This is a genomic window from Rheinheimera sp. KL1 (genome assembly GCF_001275035.1).
Lineage (GTDB): Bacteria > Pseudomonadota > Gammaproteobacteria > Enterobacterales > Alteromonadaceae > Pararheinheimera > Pararheinheimera tangshanensis.
The window spans coordinates 48,626-66,404 of the sequence record NZ_LAMX01000004.1 but is presented as its reverse complement, the minus strand read 5'-3'; the positions used below and the strand labels follow the sequence as shown (position 1 = coordinate 66,404).

Genomic DNA, 17,779 nt, shown 5'->3' with positions numbered 1-17,779 from the left:
ATATCGATCAGCGGTTTAATCTGTTGAGCAGCATGGCGCGCAGCTGTCTGGCCTGCATCTCGTCCAGCTCACCCAGCACACCACGGGCTTGTTCTGGCAGGTGTTGTCCAGCCTTTTTTGGATCGTCAAAAATGTAATGATTCAGTACAGCTTGCCAGGCTTTGCGTTCGTGTTCAGGTTTATCGCGCAGGCATAACAAGGCGTGATACAACAAATTCATACCTGAACCTGTATAGCGGGGTGCAGTGCTCCACCAGTAGTTGATCAGAATATTAAAGCAGCTTAAGCCTTCCACCTGATGCCACCACATACTGGGTAAATACAGCGCATCGCCTGGTTCCAGTTCAGCAATTTGGCCTGCCGCTATTGCTTTGGGGAAGTCGGGAAAACGCTCTAAATCCGGCTTATCAAAATCCACCATACTAATGACCTGACCACCAGGTGTTGGCTCTAATGGGCCCGGATATAAATGACTGATTTGCTCCGGTGGAAACAAAGTAAAGCGCCTTTGGCCGAGTACACAACAGGCCAGATTTTCTGAGGAGTCGTAATGGCAAGCGGACAGCGACTTGTTGCCCAGCCAGATACTGACTCTATCCGGCTCAGTCTCGTAATTCACTGCCGGTTTGGGCAACTGAATATCATTGTGTTGCCGCAACGATGGAAAATGGCTACTGAGCAAATTAGAGGCGATGTAGACAGAAGGGGGCTGTTCCAGCTCCTGCCACTGCAGGATTTGCTGCAGTACCTGATCGACCTGCCCCAATCGGGTTTCATAATTGAAAGCGCGGCAGCTTTCATCGTAAAAATAGCGGCCATTCAGCGTCGGAGCGCCATAAAAAACCTGTGTGGTTTTACCGTTGTAATGACTGCAAAGATAATCTGCTACAGCAGCAGAACTTTGCTGACCCAGTTGCACTAAAGGCCAATGACTCACCAGCCCTTTGAGGATCACAGGCTCTGCGCCTGACAGCACTTCAGCTGGGATCTCGCCGCTTGGGCATTGAATTGCTGTGGTGGTACGACTGACTTTTAACATAGCCTTTGATGTTACTCCGGGCTCTATTGGCGCAAGCTGTTGTTTTTGCGATCAATTAAATGACGGATATTGCTCATCGAAAATACCATGGCATAAACCAGCGGCAAAAAGCCGGACTGCTGTAGCTGCACTAACGCCTCGGCAGGCAAAGTTGCCAGTCGTTGCTCGTTGATACAATAGTTGCCTGTTAAGCGCACCTTTTCACTGGTGCAGAGCGTAAATTCGATAGTGACGGCTTCAACCAGCTCCAGTTGTTCCAGCGCTTTATAAAACACAGGTGCTAAGACCGAGCCTTGATGGATAGTATCCAGTCGCGCAGAGATATGCTCCAGATAAGGACTGTTGCCGCCCTGAGCTAAAAATAATTGCTGGCCTTGTACTGAGCTGACTTTGGGATGGGCCATGTCAATATGGACAACGGCGTCCGGCTTTTCATCCTGCAGAGCGCCAGAGCGCTGAAAACCAATTAAAAAAGGACCCTTTTCAATACTGGCCGGAATATAACGGGCATCCCAACCTGTGGCATGCTGGTTGTTCAGATACAAATTTTCAGCTGCGGCAAAACCTAACAAAGCGATGGCCTGATAAGCGCCTTGTGGATCATCTTTACGCAGCAGGATCGGATATTCTTTTTGCAGTTCAGTAAATTCAGTGGGAAACACCAGAGCGCTGTGCAGGTTGTCGCCAAACTCCGGTCCAAAGTAGTGGATAACGCGGGTATCTTGATGGTCGATATTATTGAGTAACACATGCCTTGTCATATAGTTATTTTCCTGTTTACCCTTCGAACTTGGAGCTGCAGCTTTGTTGACTACGCTCTTTCACCCCAGTCACATAGGCTACTATGTGACTGGGGACTCAATCACTTGTCGTCGCGCTGCAACTCCAATTACTTTAGGTAAATACTACCTATATTTTTACGGTTAGAACTGGTAACGCATACCTACCTGATAACGTGCATCCAGGTCTGTCAGATACCACAACATGGATTCGTTGCGGGCATGAGAACGACTGTCTTCACCTGTCAGATTCAGCGCTTCAATAAACACCGTCAGTTGATCGTTTACATCGTAGCTGAGGTTAGTATCCAGTTGCCAGTAGGCTTCTTCAAAGCGTGGGTTGTTCGAGCCGCCTTTGTTGACCTCTGCCAGATACTCATCACGCCAGTTCCAGGCCACCCGCGCTGTCCAGCCATCTTTTTCGTAAATACCGATCAAGTTGGCGGTGTCGCTCAGGCCTAATAATGCAAATTGAGACTCAGCCGGGTTGGCATTCACATCAAAGCCAATGTCGCCCCTGACTATGGTGTAGTTCGCCTGCAAACCAAAGCCTGTCTCACCAAAGAAATGCTGAATTGCAAATTCGGCACCGTGGATTTTAGCGGCTCTGTTGTTATCCGGTGTGCTGGTGCGGAATACCATTTCCGGATCGTCAGGATTTGCAACTAAGTCAAAACCTGGATTGCTCGCCAGGAAGTCAATTTGATCTGAAGTACCAGTAAACTGTGGATTAGCACCATACTTGGCAATCATATCCGGATGGTTACGGTACTCAGTAAAGACCATCATCGCATACAGATAAGTATCATCCAGCGGGAAACCTGCATCTTGTACAGCTTGTGCCGCAGCAATAGCGCGAGGGCCACCTGTGACGTCAAGAATACCTAACAAGGGCTGGTCTACCTGACGACTACCGATAAAGTTCACTACGTCTTTCTGGAATAAACCAGCTGACATATAGCTGCCATTGTCGTAGTACCATTCTAACGATAAATCGTAGTTGGATGATTCCAGTGGCAACAGAGCAGGGTTTGATGCGTTGGCTGTTGGTTGAGCGCCTAACAGCGTTGAGCCACCGCCACCACCAAAGTTAGACGCAGATACACCTAAGCTACCTAAACCTGCACGGGCAATAGTTTTGCTAAAGGAGAAACGGCTGATCAAGTCGTCACTCAGATGCAAGGTAAAATCTAAGCTTGGTAACAAGTAGTCGTACTTGTTTTCTGCAGTAAAGGGTTGTGCCGGTACAGTACTGTCGACATAAGAGACGATGTCGTTATTGTCTTCCCAGCGGAAATAGTTTCTGCTGACCAGTGAGCTGGATTCAGATTCAGTCTCTTCGTAACGTAAGCCAGTGAGCACATCAAATGGCATTTTGCCGATTTCACCACCCAAAGATATCTGGAAGTAAGCAGCCATCGTATCTTCTTTGACTATATTGTCAGTAGACAAAGACGCTTCAGAAGCTGTTGGAATGCCTGGATACAGATCTAAAGCTGCGGTGTATAAAGCGCGTGGGTCAGCAATAAAACCATAACCGCCAGGTAAAGCGGTAAAATCGTCGAACTCTCCCGGTAAATCAAATGGTTGGATCAGATCGCCAAACTCGCCAGGATTACCTACGTTCCAGTTACCCAAAGCAATGTTATTGCCGGCGGTTTGAATGGTACGGGATTCCATATTGCGCATTTCGATACCAAAGTCGAACCGGCCGTTGTCCACCATGTAAATGGCATCCAGTTTAAACTGCTGAATATCGCTTTCCTGACTGGCGTTACGGATACGTGCAATAGATGAACCTACGTCACCGGCATCGACCATGCCGTTGGCATTGGCGCCTTTGCCTGGCGCTGCATCGTTATAGACGTTCAGGTAAGTGGGTAAATCCGCGCCCCAGAACCATTCACGGGATTCGACTATAGGAGCACCTAAACCTACTGCTAATTCACCTGAATTCCGTGGGCCTGTACCACGGCTGTGCATCTTGGAATCGTGAGCATCAAAAACAAACGTCAGATCATCGTTGTAGTCGTACTCTAAGTTTAAGCCTACAGACTTCAGCGTATTGGTTTGTTCACGCCATTGTTGCTCGTAGCCTTCATCCACGGCACTTGCATACTCTTCCTTGATATAAGTTGGAGTTTTGACAATATTGTTATCAAATTCAATTTCTTTGGTGTTACTACCGGTTTGCACCCAGTTAGTGATTTCACCTCTGTGCTCAACAATATTATTTTCAGCGTAGGTGTAATCCCCTGTTGCTGTAAATTTTTCTGTTGGTTTAAATTGTAGCGTCAGTTGGGCATTATCACGTTCACGTTGTGAATCGGAAAATGCGTAACGAATATCGTTAGGGCGGGCGTAGAGCTGGCCTTGTTCCGGACCATTGGTGACTAGTGTGTCCGCATTGTTCCATAAGCGGTCGGCGTCGGCCAGATCATCCCAATACCCTACCTGCCAATCGTTGACTGTCGCGCCTGTATAACCAGAATCACGTCGTTGATGGCTGGCAGATACGCTGACACCAAATTTACCATCGTCATCAGCGTGGCTGAAAATACCTGAAATTTCAGGCGTCACATCATCACCAGCTCTGTTGGTGGTGTCATGTGCAGCTTTTACACCTATGCTGGCGATATCTTCAGAGTTTTCCAGTGGACGGTTGGTTTTGATATTTAAAGTCGCGCCTATACCACCAGTTGCGACGTTGGCTTTGCTGGTTTTGTAGACTTCAACACCACTGATACTTTCAGACGCCAGATTAGAAAAGTCAAAAGCGCGGGCACTACCGCCACGGCTTGAACCATCTGCACCTGAACCCGCGGCGTAGGTATTGGCGGCTGGCATGGTACGGCCGTTCAGTGTGACCATGTTATTGTCACCACCAAAACCCCGTACTGTGACTTCTGTACCTTCACCGTTAGTGCGGCTGATAGATACGCCTGAGATACGTTGCAGAGATTCCGCCAGGTTGGTATCAGGGAACTTACCTATATCTTCAGCAGAGATGGCGTCGACCACCCCCATCGAATTCCGTTTAATTTCTGCAGCTTGTTGCAAACTGGAGCGAACACCGTAAACCGCAATAATTTCAACTGGTGCGGTTTCTGCTGCTTTGGTTTCCTGTGCTTGCTGAGTTTCCTGCGCATAAAGTGGCAGTACTGCAGTGCCACTCAGTAGCAGGGTGACAGCCCTTGCCACTGCGGTTCTGGTAAATATCTTATTATTCTTCATTCTATCCATACCCTCTTGATTTGTAATAGTCACCTGGATCAAACAACTAACCAGCGAGACGCACTGCATCCGCTGAATGCCGTTATGTTGTTTGTTTTTTTAAGGTGCTGAACTTACCGGCTTCCTCCACTTCCACGCCGAATTGCCAACTCCCCAAGCTGAATTGTAGTGACAGTGAAGAAAATTTAACGTTGCCAAAATGCGTTAGTCTTTTGCTTTTTTTTATATTTTTAGTTGGTGAAAAACCAAACAAAGACTTTAGCGGTTAAAAGTGTAGGCTAGTGTGGAGGTATAGCTAAATCATCATCTGTCGCAAGAGGGATAAAGAGCGGTAGTGCAGGAGTCATTGTGGTTGCAAAGACAGAAGTGCAGATCTGATGTGTCTTTTCGGTCGGTTTTTAGTCGCTACTTTAGCGATGAACCAAGGCCTCAGCTCGGTAAATACGCCAAGCTGAGGTCTGCCGGGGAACTTATTCCTGAGCTAAGTTACTGTTTGGCTTAGGTGCGGTGTTTTTGCCACTGCTATAAATGAAATACAGTGCTACACCCAGACATAAAATAGCGCCGAGCCGCTGCTCTGAAAGTGGCATGGCGCTGTTACCCAGCCAGCCAAAATGGTCGATCAACATACTCATAGTTAACTGACCAAAAATTACCGCCACTGTGGCTATAGCAGTGCCTATACGTTGCACTGCAAACACCATAATCACTATATAAGGCACGCCCATGAGTGCGCCGAGTAATTGCCATTTAGGTACATCCAACAGCGTGATACTGTATTTAGGTTCAAAGAAAAAGATCAATAAAGCTGTGATTAATGCACCTAACGCAAAAGTTAAAAAAGCACAGCGAAACACCCCCACCTGAGCGCCCAAACGGCCATTAATAGCAGCCTGAATACTTAAGACTGCACCAGCCATCACCGCCAGAATAATCATTAAAATCGTCATAGGTTTTCCTTAACTCTTGGCCATTAATATCAATGCAATCACTATAAAAAATAATGCGATCAGACGTTTGGTATCCATCCTGCGGTGTTGCACCCCAAACCAGCCATAGTGATCAATGATTAAGCTTTTAAACACCTGACCGGCCAAAATGCCGACCATAGTCATGGCTATGCCAATAATGGGTGTGGCCAGAGTCAGAATCACCACATAAACAGGCCCTAAAACACCACCGAGCAGTTGCCATGACGGCTGGCCGAAAAAAGACGGACTGTTACGTGGGCTAAAAAACAGCATCAGCAGAAAAGTGATGGCTGCACCCACAGCAAAAATACTGAAAGTGGCCCATAACTTACCCACTTCAAGCCCCAATGGCCCTAGTAAACCCGCTTCCACCGACAATCCCATTCCACCTGCTACCACCAGTAGCAATAACAACATCTGCATAACTTTCTCCGCTGCTGATTCAAGCGGCGCAGCATATAGCAGTGCCTGGTTGCGAAAAACGCTATAATCCAGAAATTACCTTTGCAGGATTTGCACGAATGAATGACTTAAATGCAATTAACATCAGAAATTTGCTGTTTTTTATCAGCGTGTTTGATGCACAGAGTTTTTCCATAGTGGCGCGAAGGGAAGGGGTGTCAGCTTCTATGGTGTCGCGTTCTGTGCAGCAATTAGAAGATGCACTGGGCCAACAATTGTTTTATCGCAATACAAGGGCAGTGATCCCAACAGAAGCGGGGCGGATTTTTGCGGACTATGCGCGAACCATGGCTGAGCAGTTGAGCGAAGCGCAAAAAGAGTTACAGGACAAAACACTGCAGCCAGCCGGTGTGGTTCGGGTTAATGCGCCGGTATTTTTTGGCCAGAAGCATATAGCGCCCTGGCTGGCGGAATTGAGCAACAGATACCCCAGGTTACAGATAGAGCTCAGTTTAACCGATGATTTTATTGACCCTCACCGTGAAGCGGCCGACCTTATTTTCCGTATTGGTGCTTTGGCTGACTCTTCTTTTCATGCACGGGTTATCGGGCAGCAGACTTATTATCTGGCGGCTTCTCCTGACTATATAAACAAACACGGTGAACCAAAAACACCAGCCGATCTTCCTCAGCATCAGGCTTTGGTGTATCGCGGATCTTCAGGGCCAAATCGCTGGCTCTTCCGGGAAAAACAGCAGGGTGAAAAACAAACCAATTGGGTGCATGCGCCAGTCAAGGCTATTTTAACCTCCAACAATGCGGACAGCTTATATACAGCAGCGCTGACAGGTATGGGCCTGGTGCTGTTTCCCGACTGGCTGATTGGCGACAGCCTGAAGCAAGGCAAACTGGTTCGGTTGTTGCCCGACTATGAAGCCGCTATTAAAACCGAACCGCAGTGTATAGCTGCTATTTACCCTCATGTGCGTCATCCGCCGCTGAATGTGCGTGTGCTGATTGATTATTTTATTGAAGTTTATGGCTCGCCGCTGTATTGGCAGTTGGAATAAATCTGCTGTTGGGGCCATAAAGGCAAAACATAAAGATACAACAATTCATAATTCCATCCTGATTGTCGTTGCTAAAGCTTTGGCCCGGCGGGTTCAGTGCCTTTAACTACTGCCACGTCTGGCCATGTTTCCGAAGCGCAGATTGGCATTATCTCCACCTCCAACACTATTTTTTCGTTATTTAATCTGGTGCAGGGGTAATTATTAATCTGGAATTTAGTTTTGCCTGAGTGACGCCGCCTGACATCGAGACCTGAATTCGTCTTTATAGCGTCTGGATAAATTCAGCCGCTCGCCGCTGTTTAATAAAATTTCGCCATCACCACTGGGGTCATAACTGATGCTGTGGATCGCATGATGATTCACCGCCAGACTGCGGTGAATTCGGCTGAAGCCTTTGTGTTGCAGTATATTCACTGTGCTGGCAAGCGTGGCTCGTAGCGGGTAAATCCGGCCTTTGCTATGCAAGTTGACATAGTTACCGGACGATTCTAACCAGTCAATATCCTCCACTTTGACCAAAAATTCTTTATCCAGTTTACGCACCAGAAAATGTTCAGGAGCAGTGTTGTTTTGGCTTGCTGAGGCGCTGTATTCGCTATGGTCCGAGCCAATCAGCATGGCATCACCCTTTAAGCGGCGATAAACAAAAAGTCCTAGCTGAAACAACGTAAATAAAAACAAATAACCCCAGACATCTTTACGGTATTCATAAAAGAATTCCCGGACTAAGGGGCCAAAATCATAACCCCGGCCAAGTAGCCCATACACCAGCTTGCGCAGGACGACCATCAAGCTGATATGGCCAATACAAAACACTAAACTTGCGACAAAATGCAGAAATAATTGCCAGCGCACTGCGTGAAAACGGGGTGGTACTTTGTGAAAAAACCAGACTAAAAACGGCGTCAGCAGCAAAGTACCAATAGCGCTGCTGTATTCCCACAGCAGAGGCTCCCACCATTGCAGCGTAGAAAGAGGATCGCGGTTGTGTTCCATCCAAACCGAACTGGCATTAATGCTGTTGTTGATCAGCAAATACAAAGCAAAGGCTACATAGCTATACAGCACCTTGTGTTGCTCAAATTTTTCAAACCAGTTTTTAGCCACAGCGTTCGTCCCCACCAACCACCTTTTATCCCTCAATTCCACCACTAACCTATTCAACCCTGTGCGCTTGGGTTCACAACAAACAGAATCAAATCCAGTATTACACCACAATAGGATGAGTAGAATGACACGATCACTAACCGCGCGTCGATACGAACTCGACTGGCTGCGCACTATCGCTTTTGCTTTGCTGATTTTGTACCACATTGGTATGTATTATGTGGCCGACTGGGGCTGGCATATTAAAAGCACCCAGACCTTTACCGGTCTGCAGGACTTAATGATCCTGACCAATCCATGGCGTATGTCTTTATTGTTTCTGCTCTCTGGTATGGCACTGAGTTTAGTTTTGCCGCGTATCAGCAGGTTGAAACTGTTAGGGCTACGTTCCAAAAGGTTATTGATCCCTTTGCTGTTCACCATGTTTGTTGTCGTAGTGCCGCAAGTTTATTACGAGGCTTTAAGCCAGCAACTGATCCAGCCAGGTTATCTGCAGTTCTGGTGGCAGTACATCAATCCTGTCACCGACTTATTGCCCGATCATCATAGTCCTATTGGCTTACTGACCTGGAACCACGCCTGGTTTATTCCGTATTTATGGTGTTACAGCCTGCTGGTATTGGTGTTTTATCCGTTGCTGAACGCTATGTCGCAAGCCGGCTGGTTGCAGCAGTTACAAGGCCGTTATGCCCTGGTGCTGGTGTTAGGCCTGATGTTTTGGGCCTGGTGGACTTTAAGGGCCGATTTTCCCAGTACTCACGCTTTGGTAGATGACTGGTATAACCATGCTAAATATTTTCTGGTGTTTATCGCGGGGTTTTTATTAGCCCGGCAGGACCTGTGGTGGCAACAGCTGGTTTTGAATAGAAGGTTATGGTTGCTGACAGCGCTGTGTTGCTATTTCCTGATTATCGCTGAACGCAATGACTGGTTTGACTATTATTCAGGCCCGACCCAGAGCGAAACTCTGCATAACACCGTGTTTGGTTCTGTATTGGTCCTGAACCACTGGCTGTGGTTACTGGCCGTTTTAGGTTATGCCGGCGCTTATCTGACAATAATCAATAACCCGCTGTTGAGGTATTGCAATGACGCGATATTGCCCTGGTATATTTTGCATCAGACCTTAATTATTTTATTTGCCAGCTGGCTTAAACCCTTGGCTATACCCGTCATGGCAGAGTTTCCGTTAGTGTTGCTATTGACTGTGGCAGGATGCTGGCTGGGTTATGAAGTGATACGTCGCTCTGCAGCACTAAGCTGGTGTTTTGGCCTCAAACCGCCTGTTCGCAACACCGAGGGGCAAAGCCAGGCTCAAGCCGCTTAACCCAGCGGCATATCCGGGTAGCTGGTTTTGTTGTCCATACCCAACAGGTTTTGCATCAGTTGGCGCTGGTGCGCCAGCAGTTCACCGTTTTTCTGGTTGAGTTGCTGGCAAAGTTCGGTATGACGCTGCACTTTGTCCAGCAGTTGCTGGCTGGCCTCGCGGATTTTTTCCGGCAAAGAAGATAACAGGCGTTCGAAACCTTGTTGTGTCGGTTGAAGCCGTAATACGCTCATGGCCTGATAACGCTCAGTCGCATTACGGTGTAACTGCTCCAGCAGCATGGCCGCTTTTTGATTGAGCAGCTCCAATTCATTGCTTTGACGCATGCTCATCAACACATACTGTTTTTGCAGCATTGGACTTAGCTGCTGCAGCAAATCCGCATCATGCTGCAGGCCGGCAATGATATGCTTCAGAGCGGTCTGATTCATTTTTTATGAAAATCCAGCATAGCTTGCACTAACTGGTCATCATCCAGCTGCAGTGAGCCTTCAGACAAGGCCAGTTTAATTTTGGCTACTTTGTCCATATCCACTTCGCTTTGTTGCTGCAACTGCTCAAAGGCCTGTTGCACCGCTTGAGTGGTGCTGCTGATTGAAGCTTGCGCTTCAGCAGGCTGAGCCGCTGCGGCCGCACTTTTTGTCTGGCTACTCTGGCCTTGCTGGTCAGTTTTGATCAGGGGTTGCACCTGACTGTAATGGTCAATTTTTACCATAATAGATACCTGATTCACCGGATCCTGATCCGAAATTCTGCTGCTATCTGTGTTAAGCGACAGCTGGATACGGAAACTTTAATATTATTTAAAAATACTTTGTACTGTGGCTTCAGCCACAACATCGGCCTCGAGCACAGTGCCTGAGCTTAAATTCTGCACCTTAATCCGCTGGCCTAATTGACCGTTTTCCAATGCCACTCCTTTGGTGCTGGCTTCAAAGCCCTGAGTTTGCACCCGAATAAGCACATGGCTGCCTTTTTCCACTAAGAGTTTATGTTCCAGCAGATGACGGCTGATCACTTGCCCGGCCTGGATCCGGCGTTTGGTTTGCATACCCACTAAAGCTTGAGGTTGTAATTCGATACTGAGTTTGGACTGAGTCAGTTCGGTCAGGCGGGTGCCCAGCATGGCTTCAGTTAAGACTTGGTTTTTTTGAATCGCCTGATTCGCGACCACTACAGGCAACCAGACTCTGACTTTGGCCGTGGCCCTGCTTTGCCAGCTGTTGTTGTCTTTGCAATTTAAACTGTAACTAACCCTGCCCCATGGGGCTTTCTGGTTATTGCTGCGACTGATCTCCAGTCTGCTGCAACGGCCTTGTTTGTCTAATCCCGCTGGTAAAGTGAGTTCCAGTTCCTGCTTGATCTGACCTCTTGCACCTAGTTGGCGGGCAAAAGTTTGTACTTCAGCACTGATATGGGATCGGATCTGTTGCTCCAGCTGTGCATTCGCAAAAGCGGCCAGCGGAAAACACAGCAGGAGGAAAAATAACCACTTCCGTAGCGGAAGCTGCACTTCCGCTCTGAGAGCTGATTCTACGATAGTTTTAGTGTAAGTCATTAAATTGTATGGCCTTTTAATGATGGCATAAAGCTTGTACCTCCCAACCCCACTACTGCTGCATTCACAGAGTACTCAGATGGAATTTTTTAACAAAGCTTTAGGTGTACATCCGTTTTCACTGCAACTTCGCCTCGACAGAGCCGAGATTATCTCAGGCAATCTGGCCAATGTCGACACGCCGGGTTTTAAGGCCCGTGATCTGGATTATCAAAGCATTTTGCAAACTATCGAATCAGATTTAACCAGTCCTTATGGCGCCAGCATGAATGCCTCTGATGTGCGAGACGAGCTGAAATACCGCACACCTTTCCAGCCGTCGGCCGATGGTAATACGGCAGAGCTGAGTGTGGAGCAAGCGAATTTCGCTGCCAACAGCATGGACTTTCAAACCAGTCTGACCTTTCTGAATATGAAAATTAACGGCTTGCATAAAGCCATTAAGGGAGAATAAGCATGTCTTTTTCCGCTATTTATGACATAGGCGGCAGCGCTATGCGTGCTCAGGTGATGCGTCTGGATACAGTGGCTTCGAATTTAGCCAATGCAGACACAGCGGCCTCCAGCGAGGCTGAAGCTTATCGCGCCACTAAGCCAGTGTTCTCCGCTTTATATACTCAGGATTTTGATAACAGATCCATGTCTGCTCAGGTGCAAACCTTAGGCGTGGTCAAATCTGACCGTACTGTCGAACAACGTTTTGAACCCAACAGTCCGCTGGCAGATGCCAATGGCATGGTGTTTTATTCCAACGTCAATCCAGTCGCTGAAATGGCTGACATGATGTCTGCTTCCCGTGCTTTCCAGACCTCTGTGGAAGTGATGAACCGAGTCTCCAGCATGCAGCAAAGTTTGCTGAAGCTGGGCCAATAAGGATTGAACCATGTCTGCTGTGGATAACAACTCACCTGTGCGCACGACCACATCCAGCGATCAAATCGCCAGCAATGGTAAAACCGATGCAGCTGGATTATCCAGCATGTTTCTGGAGCTTTTGGTGGCACAAATCAGTAACCAAAACCCGCTGAATCCTATGGATGGCACAGAGTACGTCAGCCAGCTGGCGGAATTCAGCAGCGTGGAAAGTTTAGAAAACCTCAATATCCAGTCCGGCCAGCAAATCAAATACATGCAAAGTATGCAGGCGATGGAAGCAACCAGTCTGGTTGGCCAGAAGGTGGATGTCAAAGCCGACACTCTGTCACTGGAACAGGATGACACAGTCGAAGGCGCCATTAACCTCGGTGCCAAAGTCGACAGCGTAGTGCTGCGTTTGTATGACAGCAAAGGTGTGCTGGCAGATGAAATGACGCTGGACAACCCAGCCATAGGCACAGTGCGTTTTGCCTTCCCTGAGCAACAAGCCGGTGCTTACAGCATTCAGGCCGAAGTCCAGCTCAATAACAGCAAACAACAAGTACCGACTTATCTGACCAATGAAGTGGAACGTGTATCCGTAGGCACTGGCCCGGACGACATCATTTTGCAAGTCAACGGCTTAGGTAACCATTACCTTTTTGATATCAACCAGTTGTCTAAAACAACTCAGAGTTAAGGAACCGCATAATGTCGATGTTTAGTATTGGCCTGAGTGGCTTAAGTTCGACCCAAAAAGCACTGGAAGTGACATCAAACAATATCGCCAACGCCGGTACTGCAGGTTATAAAACCACCAGCACTGAATTTTCTGCTTTGTACAGCGGCGGTCAGCGCAACGGTGTGAATGTCTCAGCCACCAGCGAAAACTTTGAAAAAGCCGGCAATCTGGTCGGTACTGGCCAAAGCCTGGATTTAGCCATCACAGGCAAAGGTTTTTTTATTATCTCCGAAAATGGTCGTCTGGCTTACACTCAGGCCGGTCAGTTTAAAATGGATGGCAGTGACCGCAGCATTGTCACTAATAATGGCGATAAATTGCAGGGCTATGGCATTGATGATCAGGGCAATTTAGTCCCAGGTTTGCTCACTGATCTGAAAGTTGAGGCGGGTAATATCCCGGCTAAAGCTTCTACCAATATTAACTTTTCACTGAATTTGAATTCGGGTAGTGATGTATTGAATCACAAGTTAATCTACGCCGTAGTTCCGACTCCTGTGCCTACTGCAGCCCAGTCTTTTGATCCAAAAGATGGCTCTTCGTTCAACTATTCGCAGTCCAGTGAAGTTTTCGACTCTTTGGGCAATAGTCATACCTTAACCCAGTATTTTAACAACGTGGGTGGTAATCAATGGGATGTTGTTTATTACATGGATGGCAAACCTATGTCTGCCAACGACCTCGACTTACCAACTGGGGCTGCTGTTGCTAACAGAACTTCAGCATTGGATGACACAGGAGCGGCAGTGCATAACGTTGGGGTAGTGCGTATGAGCTTTGGTACAGATGGTCAGCTCTCGCCATTATTTACACCCACACCTGCTCCAACCGAAGATAATAATGTGAGTGATCCTGCCGGATTAAGGGAAATCACTCTGGCATTCAATCCGACAGGCGCTGATGCCATGTCCATCAAACTGGACTTAGTAAAAACCACCCAATTTGGCTCCGCTTTTGGTTTATATGAAAACGATCCCGATGGCTATACCTCAGGTGAGTTTAGTGGTGTGGCTGTAGCTGAAAATGGCGAAGTCTACGCCACCTTCTCCAACGGCGAAGTGAAACTACAAGGCCAGATAGCGCTGGCTAACTTTGCCAATCCTCAGGGGTTAGAAACCGCCAATAATACCACCTGGTATGCCAGCCAAAAATCCGGTGAAGCTTTAGTAGGTGTGCCATCTGGAGGTAGTTTCGGCGGCATTCTGGCAGGCTCTTATATGGGCTCAAACGTTGATATCAGTAAGCAATTGGTCGACTTAATGTCGTTCCAGCAAAGTTATCAGGCCAACGCCAAAACCATCAGTACTGCAGATGAAATGATGCAAGTGCTGTTTAACGCAGTGTAAGGCTTCAGAGGATTAGGTTATGGAACGTTTGATCCACACCGCAGTGTCCGGGGCTGAGCTGGCCCAAACCGCACTTCGAATCACGGCGAATAATTTGGCGAACGTCAATACCGTTGGTTTTAAAGCCGATATGGAACAAGCCAAGTCGCTGCAAATCACAGGTGAAGGCTACCGCACCCGTTTTCAGGCGCAGCTGATGCCGGTGGCGACTGATTTACAAGCCGGTGCCATGATGGAAACCGGCCGCGATCTGGATGTTGCCGTCAGCGACAAAGGTTTTATTGCAGTGCAGGATGCCAATGGCAATGAAGCTTATACCCGCTCTGGCGAGTTACAGGTAGGAGCTAATGGTCAACTCACCGTCAATGGTTTTGCTGTGATGGGGGGCGCTGCCGCTATTCAGTTACCTGAGTTTGGCGATATTGATATCAGCCCGGACGGTACCTTAAACCTATTGCCTGTCGGTGGCGGTGTCATTGAACAGCAGGAACGTATCAAGCTGGTCGACTCGGACAATACGGTGATGGTCAAAGGGGCCGATGGCTTATTCCGCGCTGTTGACGGCGAGCCTTTGGATCAGGCGGAAAATATCACTTTACGCTCCGGCGTATTGGAAGGCTCCAACGTTAATGCCGTCGAAGAGATGGTCAGTACCATGAATATCAGCCGTCAGTTTGAGCTCAATCTGAAAATGATGAAAACAGCAGATGAACTGGCCGTATCCGGCAACAAACTGATTAGCGGTTAAGAGGAGCACAGCAATGAATTCAGCTTTATGGGTGAGTAAAACAGGTTTAGCAGCGCAGGATATGCGCATGACCACCATTTCTAACAACCTGGCGAACGTCAACACAGTAGGTTTTAAAAAAGACCGGGTGGTATTTGAAGATTTGTTTTATCAGGTGCAACGTCAACCAGGCACCCAAGCCGATGAATTAAACCAGGTGCCGTCCGGTATTCAGGTAGGTACTGGTGTTCGGGTCAATGGCACTCAAAAGATTTTTACCGATGGCAGCGCTGAAACCACAGGCAATCAAATGGATGTCGCCATTGATGGTCAGGGTTTTTTCCAGATTGAAAATACAGATGGCGAATTGCTGTATTCGCGCAACGGCCAGTTTCATCTGAATTCAGACGGGCTAATCACCAATGGCAATGGTTTGCCACTGGCGCAAAATATTGTGATCCCACCGGATGCCACCAAAGTCACTATTGGCACGGACGGCACTGTCACAGCCAAAGTGGCTGGTCAGGATGAATTAGTCGATTTAGGGCAGATATTAACGGTGAACTTCGTCAATCCGGCAGGTCTTGAAGTGCTGGGCGGTAATTTGTACCGCGCTACTGCAGCTTCAGGTGAAGCGGTGGAAGGTATACCAGGTGAAGAAGCTTTAGGTAAGTTGCAGCAATACACGCTGGAAGGTTCCAACGTCAGTGTGGTAGACGAAATGGTCAACATGATTGCAGTGCAACGGGCTTATGAAATGAATGCCAAAGTGGTGACTGCGGCTGACGATATGCTGAACTTTATCAGTCAGAGCATGTAAGGGGTTGACTATGCTACGTTTTCTTCTGGTGTTTGTGTTGTTTAGCCTGACGGCCTGCAGCTCAAAGCCTGACAGTCCACTGGCCGATGATGCCGATTGGGAACGTGGCGCTGCCAATCCTCTGGTTAGTCAGCAGGCAGAGCCTGCCAGTGACGGCAGCTTGTATGCTGAGTCTTACATGTTCACCTTATTTGAAGACAAAAGAGCCTACAGAGTGGGTGACATTCTGACCGTGGAGCTGAACGAACGCACTCAATCCAGTAAAAGCGCTGATAGTGCTGTGGATCGCAGCACAGATATCTCTATGGGAGTGCCTTTATTGGGTAATGCCAACGTATCAGATTTAGCTATGCAACTACGCAACGGGCAGAACTTTGAAGGCGAAAGCAGTGCCAGTCAGCAGAACTTTTTACGTGGTGCTATCACGGTCCGGGTGACTGAAGTGTTGCCGAATGGCTCTTTAACTATTCGCGGTGAAAAGTGGATCAAACTGAATCAGGGCGATGAATATATCCGGCTGCAAGGCATAGTCCGCCCCGATGATATTGACGTCACCAACCGTATTTCTTCCCAGCGTATCGCCGATGCCCGTATTACCTATGCCGGTAAAGGCAGCATGGCGGATGCGGCTGAACCCGGCTGGATCACCAAGCTGTTTTCTTCTTACCTGAATTTATTTTAACGGGTGGCTTTATGCGTTTGTTTTGTTTGATCCTCCCTGTGGTTTTGCTGTTGTTAAGTCAGCAAACTCAGGCTGCCACAAGACCCTTATTAGATATTGTTGATATTCAGGGGGTGCGGGATAACCAACTGGTCGGATACGGGTTAGTGGTGGGTTTACCCGGTTCAGGCGATAAAGCGCAGATTAAATTTGCCGCTCAGTCACTGAATAATATGCTGAAGCAATTTGGTGTGCAGCTGGACGAGGCCTCATTACCTAAATCTAAAAACGTTGCCGCTGTGGCTGTTCAGGCCACTTTGCCTCCTATGGCAAGCCCGGGCCAGGCGATAGATGTCACCATTATGTCTTTGGGCGATGCCAAAAGTTTGCATGGCGGTAGTTTGATGTTAACTCCGCTGCGGGGTGTCGACGGTAAAGTCTATGCATTAGCACAGGGCAATTTAGTGGTCGGCGGTATTAAAGCTGAAGGTTTAAATGGTTCCTCTGTGACGGTCAATGTGCCTACAGCCGGTATTATTCCTGGCGGTGCCATTATTGAGCGCAGCATTGAAAACTTGCAGCAGGACGGCGATTTAGTGCTGAACCTGAAAAAGCCGAATTACAAGACAGCCCGCAATGTCGTGACTGCAATCAACGAGATGTTTGGTCCTAAAGTGGCGCGGGCAGAAAACTGGTCAAAGCTGGTGATCAGTGCACCACGGGATGCCGATAATCGCACTACTTTTATGGCGATGCTGCAGGACTTAACAGTGGAAGAAGGCTCGCAACGTCCCCGGGTCGTCTTTAACAGCAGAACCGGCACTGTGGTGATTAGCGATGAAGTACGGGTGAAACGTGCAGCTGTCAGTCATGGCAATTTAACTATCACCATCAGTGAGCAGGAAGGCGCCAGCCAGCCTTTACCATTCAGCCAAGGCGAAACAGTGCCTTTGCAAAACAGCAGTGTGGATGTGACTCAACAAAACGCCAATATGATGGTGTGGCCAGAAGGCACCTCGCTCGACACTATAGTGCAAGCAGTCAACAGCCTGGGAGCAACACCAACAGAACTGATGTCTATTTTATTAGCCTTGGACAAAGCAGGCGCTCTGGATGCCGATGTGGTGGTGATCTGAGT

Annotated in this window: 19 protein-coding genes; 10 read left to right on the top strand and 9 right to left on the bottom strand. The window is 48.1% G+C overall.

The genetic code is table 11. The features are described from left to right. Positions 1–7: 7 nt before the first annotated feature. The 5 genes from WH43_RS01555 to WH43_RS01535 all read right to left on the bottom strand — a co-directional run bounded on the left by WH43_RS01555 (position 8) and on the right by WH43_RS01535 (position 6,446). Positions 8–1,039, bottom strand: a complete 1,032-nt coding sequence (locus tag WH43_RS01555; protein WP_053422906.1) for a cupin-like domain-containing protein — start codon at positions 1,037–1,039, stop codon at positions 8–10. Positions 1,040–1,062: 23 nt separating this feature from the next. Further along, positions 1,063–1,800: a SapC family protein gene (locus WH43_RS01550; protein ID WP_053422905.1), complete on the bottom strand. Its 738-nt coding sequence runs from the start codon at positions 1,798–1,800 to the stop codon at positions 1,063–1,065. 162 nt (positions 1,801–1,962) lie between these two features. Further along, entirely contained in the window at positions 1,963–5,052 is a 3,090-nt protein-coding gene (locus WH43_RS01545; protein WP_082335625.1) for a TonB-dependent receptor, read from the bottom strand. Between the two features lie 470 nt (positions 5,053–5,522). Next, the gene (locus tag WH43_RS01540) at positions 5,523–6,002 is read right to left on the bottom strand and encodes a DMT family transporter (protein ID WP_053422904.1); all 480 of its coding nucleotides are present in this window, start codon (positions 6,000–6,002) and stop codon (positions 5,523–5,525) included. A 9-nt stretch (positions 6,003–6,011) separates the two neighbouring features. Continuing rightward, the gene (locus tag WH43_RS01535; protein WP_053422903.1) at positions 6,012–6,446 is read right to left on the bottom strand and encodes a DMT family transporter; all 435 of its coding nucleotides are present in this window, start codon (positions 6,444–6,446) and stop codon (positions 6,012–6,014) included. A 98-nt stretch (positions 6,447–6,544) separates the two neighbouring features. On the opposite strand from WH43_RS01535, the gene WH43_RS01530 reads away from it, so the two are divergent. Continuing rightward, positions 6,545–7,495, top strand: a complete 951-nt coding sequence (locus WH43_RS01530) for a LysR family transcriptional regulator (protein WP_053422902.1) — start codon at positions 6,545–6,547, stop codon at positions 7,493–7,495. A 216-nt stretch (positions 7,496–7,711) separates the two neighbouring features. On the opposite strand, the gene WH43_RS01525 is transcribed toward WH43_RS01530, so the two are convergent. Next, positions 7,712–8,605, bottom strand: a complete 894-nt coding sequence (locus WH43_RS01525) for a LytR/AlgR family response regulator transcription factor (protein ID WP_286049386.1) — start codon at positions 8,603–8,605, stop codon at positions 7,712–7,714. Between the two features lie 124 nt (positions 8,606–8,729). On the opposite strand from WH43_RS01525, the gene WH43_RS01520 reads away from it, so the two are divergent. Further along, positions 8,730–9,932, top strand: coding sequence for an acyltransferase family protein (locus tag WH43_RS01520; protein WP_053422900.1), 1,203 nt, complete (start codon positions 8,730–8,732; stop codon positions 9,930–9,932). Here WH43_RS01520 and flgN read toward each other — a convergent pair. From flgN to flgA, 3 genes are all read right to left on the bottom strand, one after another. Then, positions 9,929–10,363 (bottom strand): flagellar export chaperone FlgN, encoded by a 435-nt coding sequence (flgN, locus tag WH43_RS01515; protein WP_053422899.1) that lies wholly within the window; start codon positions 10,361–10,363, stop codon positions 9,929–9,931. The genes WH43_RS01520 and flgN overlap by 4 nt on opposite strands. Beyond that, the gene (flgM, locus tag WH43_RS01510; protein ID WP_053422898.1) at positions 10,360–10,647 is read right to left on the bottom strand and encodes a flagellar biosynthesis anti-sigma factor FlgM; all 288 of its coding nucleotides are present in this window, start codon (positions 10,645–10,647) and stop codon (positions 10,360–10,362) included. The genes flgN and flgM overlap by 4 nt, the downstream gene beginning before the upstream one ends. A gap of 84 nt (positions 10,648–10,731) precedes the next feature. Then, positions 10,732–11,490 (bottom strand): flagellar basal body P-ring formation chaperone FlgA, encoded by a 759-nt coding sequence (gene flgA / locus WH43_RS01505; RefSeq protein WP_053422897.1) that lies wholly within the window; start codon positions 11,488–11,490, stop codon positions 10,732–10,734. Between the two features lie 79 nt (positions 11,491–11,569). Here flgA and flgB point away from each other — a divergent pair, with 79 nt between their 5' ends. The 8 genes from flgB to WH43_RS01465 are packed head-to-tail and all read left to right on the top strand — an operon-like array spanning position 11,570 to position 17,777. Next, entirely contained in the window at positions 11,570–11,944 is a 375-nt protein-coding gene (flgB, locus tag WH43_RS01500; protein ID WP_053422896.1) for a flagellar basal body rod protein FlgB, read from the top strand. A gap of 2 nt (positions 11,945–11,946) precedes the next feature. Continuing rightward, entirely contained in the window at positions 11,947–12,363 is a 417-nt protein-coding gene (gene flgC, locus WH43_RS01495; protein WP_053422895.1) for a flagellar basal body rod protein FlgC, read from the top strand. Between the two features lie 10 nt (positions 12,364–12,373). Beyond that, positions 12,374–13,045, top strand: coding sequence for a flagellar hook assembly protein FlgD (locus WH43_RS01490; RefSeq protein WP_053422894.1), 672 nt, complete (start codon positions 12,374–12,376; stop codon positions 13,043–13,045). An 11-nt stretch (positions 13,046–13,056) separates the two neighbouring features. Further along, positions 13,057–14,433: a flagellar hook-basal body complex protein gene (locus WH43_RS01485; protein ID WP_053422893.1), complete on the top strand. Its 1,377-nt coding sequence runs from the start codon at positions 13,057–13,059 to the stop codon at positions 14,431–14,433. Positions 14,434–14,452: 19 nt separating this feature from the next. Next, the gene (locus WH43_RS01480) at positions 14,453–15,181 is read left to right on the top strand and encodes a flagellar basal body rod protein FlgF (RefSeq protein ID WP_053422892.1); all 729 of its coding nucleotides are present in this window, start codon (positions 14,453–14,455) and stop codon (positions 15,179–15,181) included. 13 nt (positions 15,182–15,194) lie between these two features. Continuing rightward, complete coding sequence (gene flgG / locus WH43_RS01475) at positions 15,195–15,980, top strand: flagellar basal-body rod protein FlgG (protein WP_053422891.1); 786 nt, start codon at positions 15,195–15,197, stop codon at positions 15,978–15,980. A 10-nt stretch (positions 15,981–15,990) separates the two neighbouring features. Continuing rightward, a complete protein-coding gene (gene flgH, locus WH43_RS01470; RefSeq protein WP_053422890.1) occupies positions 15,991–16,662 on the top strand; it encodes a flagellar basal body L-ring protein FlgH in 672 nt (223 codons plus the stop codon). 11 nt (positions 16,663–16,673) lie between these two features. Further along, positions 16,674–17,777 (top strand): flagellar basal body P-ring protein FlgI, encoded by a 1,104-nt coding sequence (locus WH43_RS01465; protein ID WP_053422889.1) that lies wholly within the window; start codon positions 16,674–16,676, stop codon positions 17,775–17,777. The last annotated feature ends 2 nt before the right edge of the window (positions 17,778–17,779 follow it).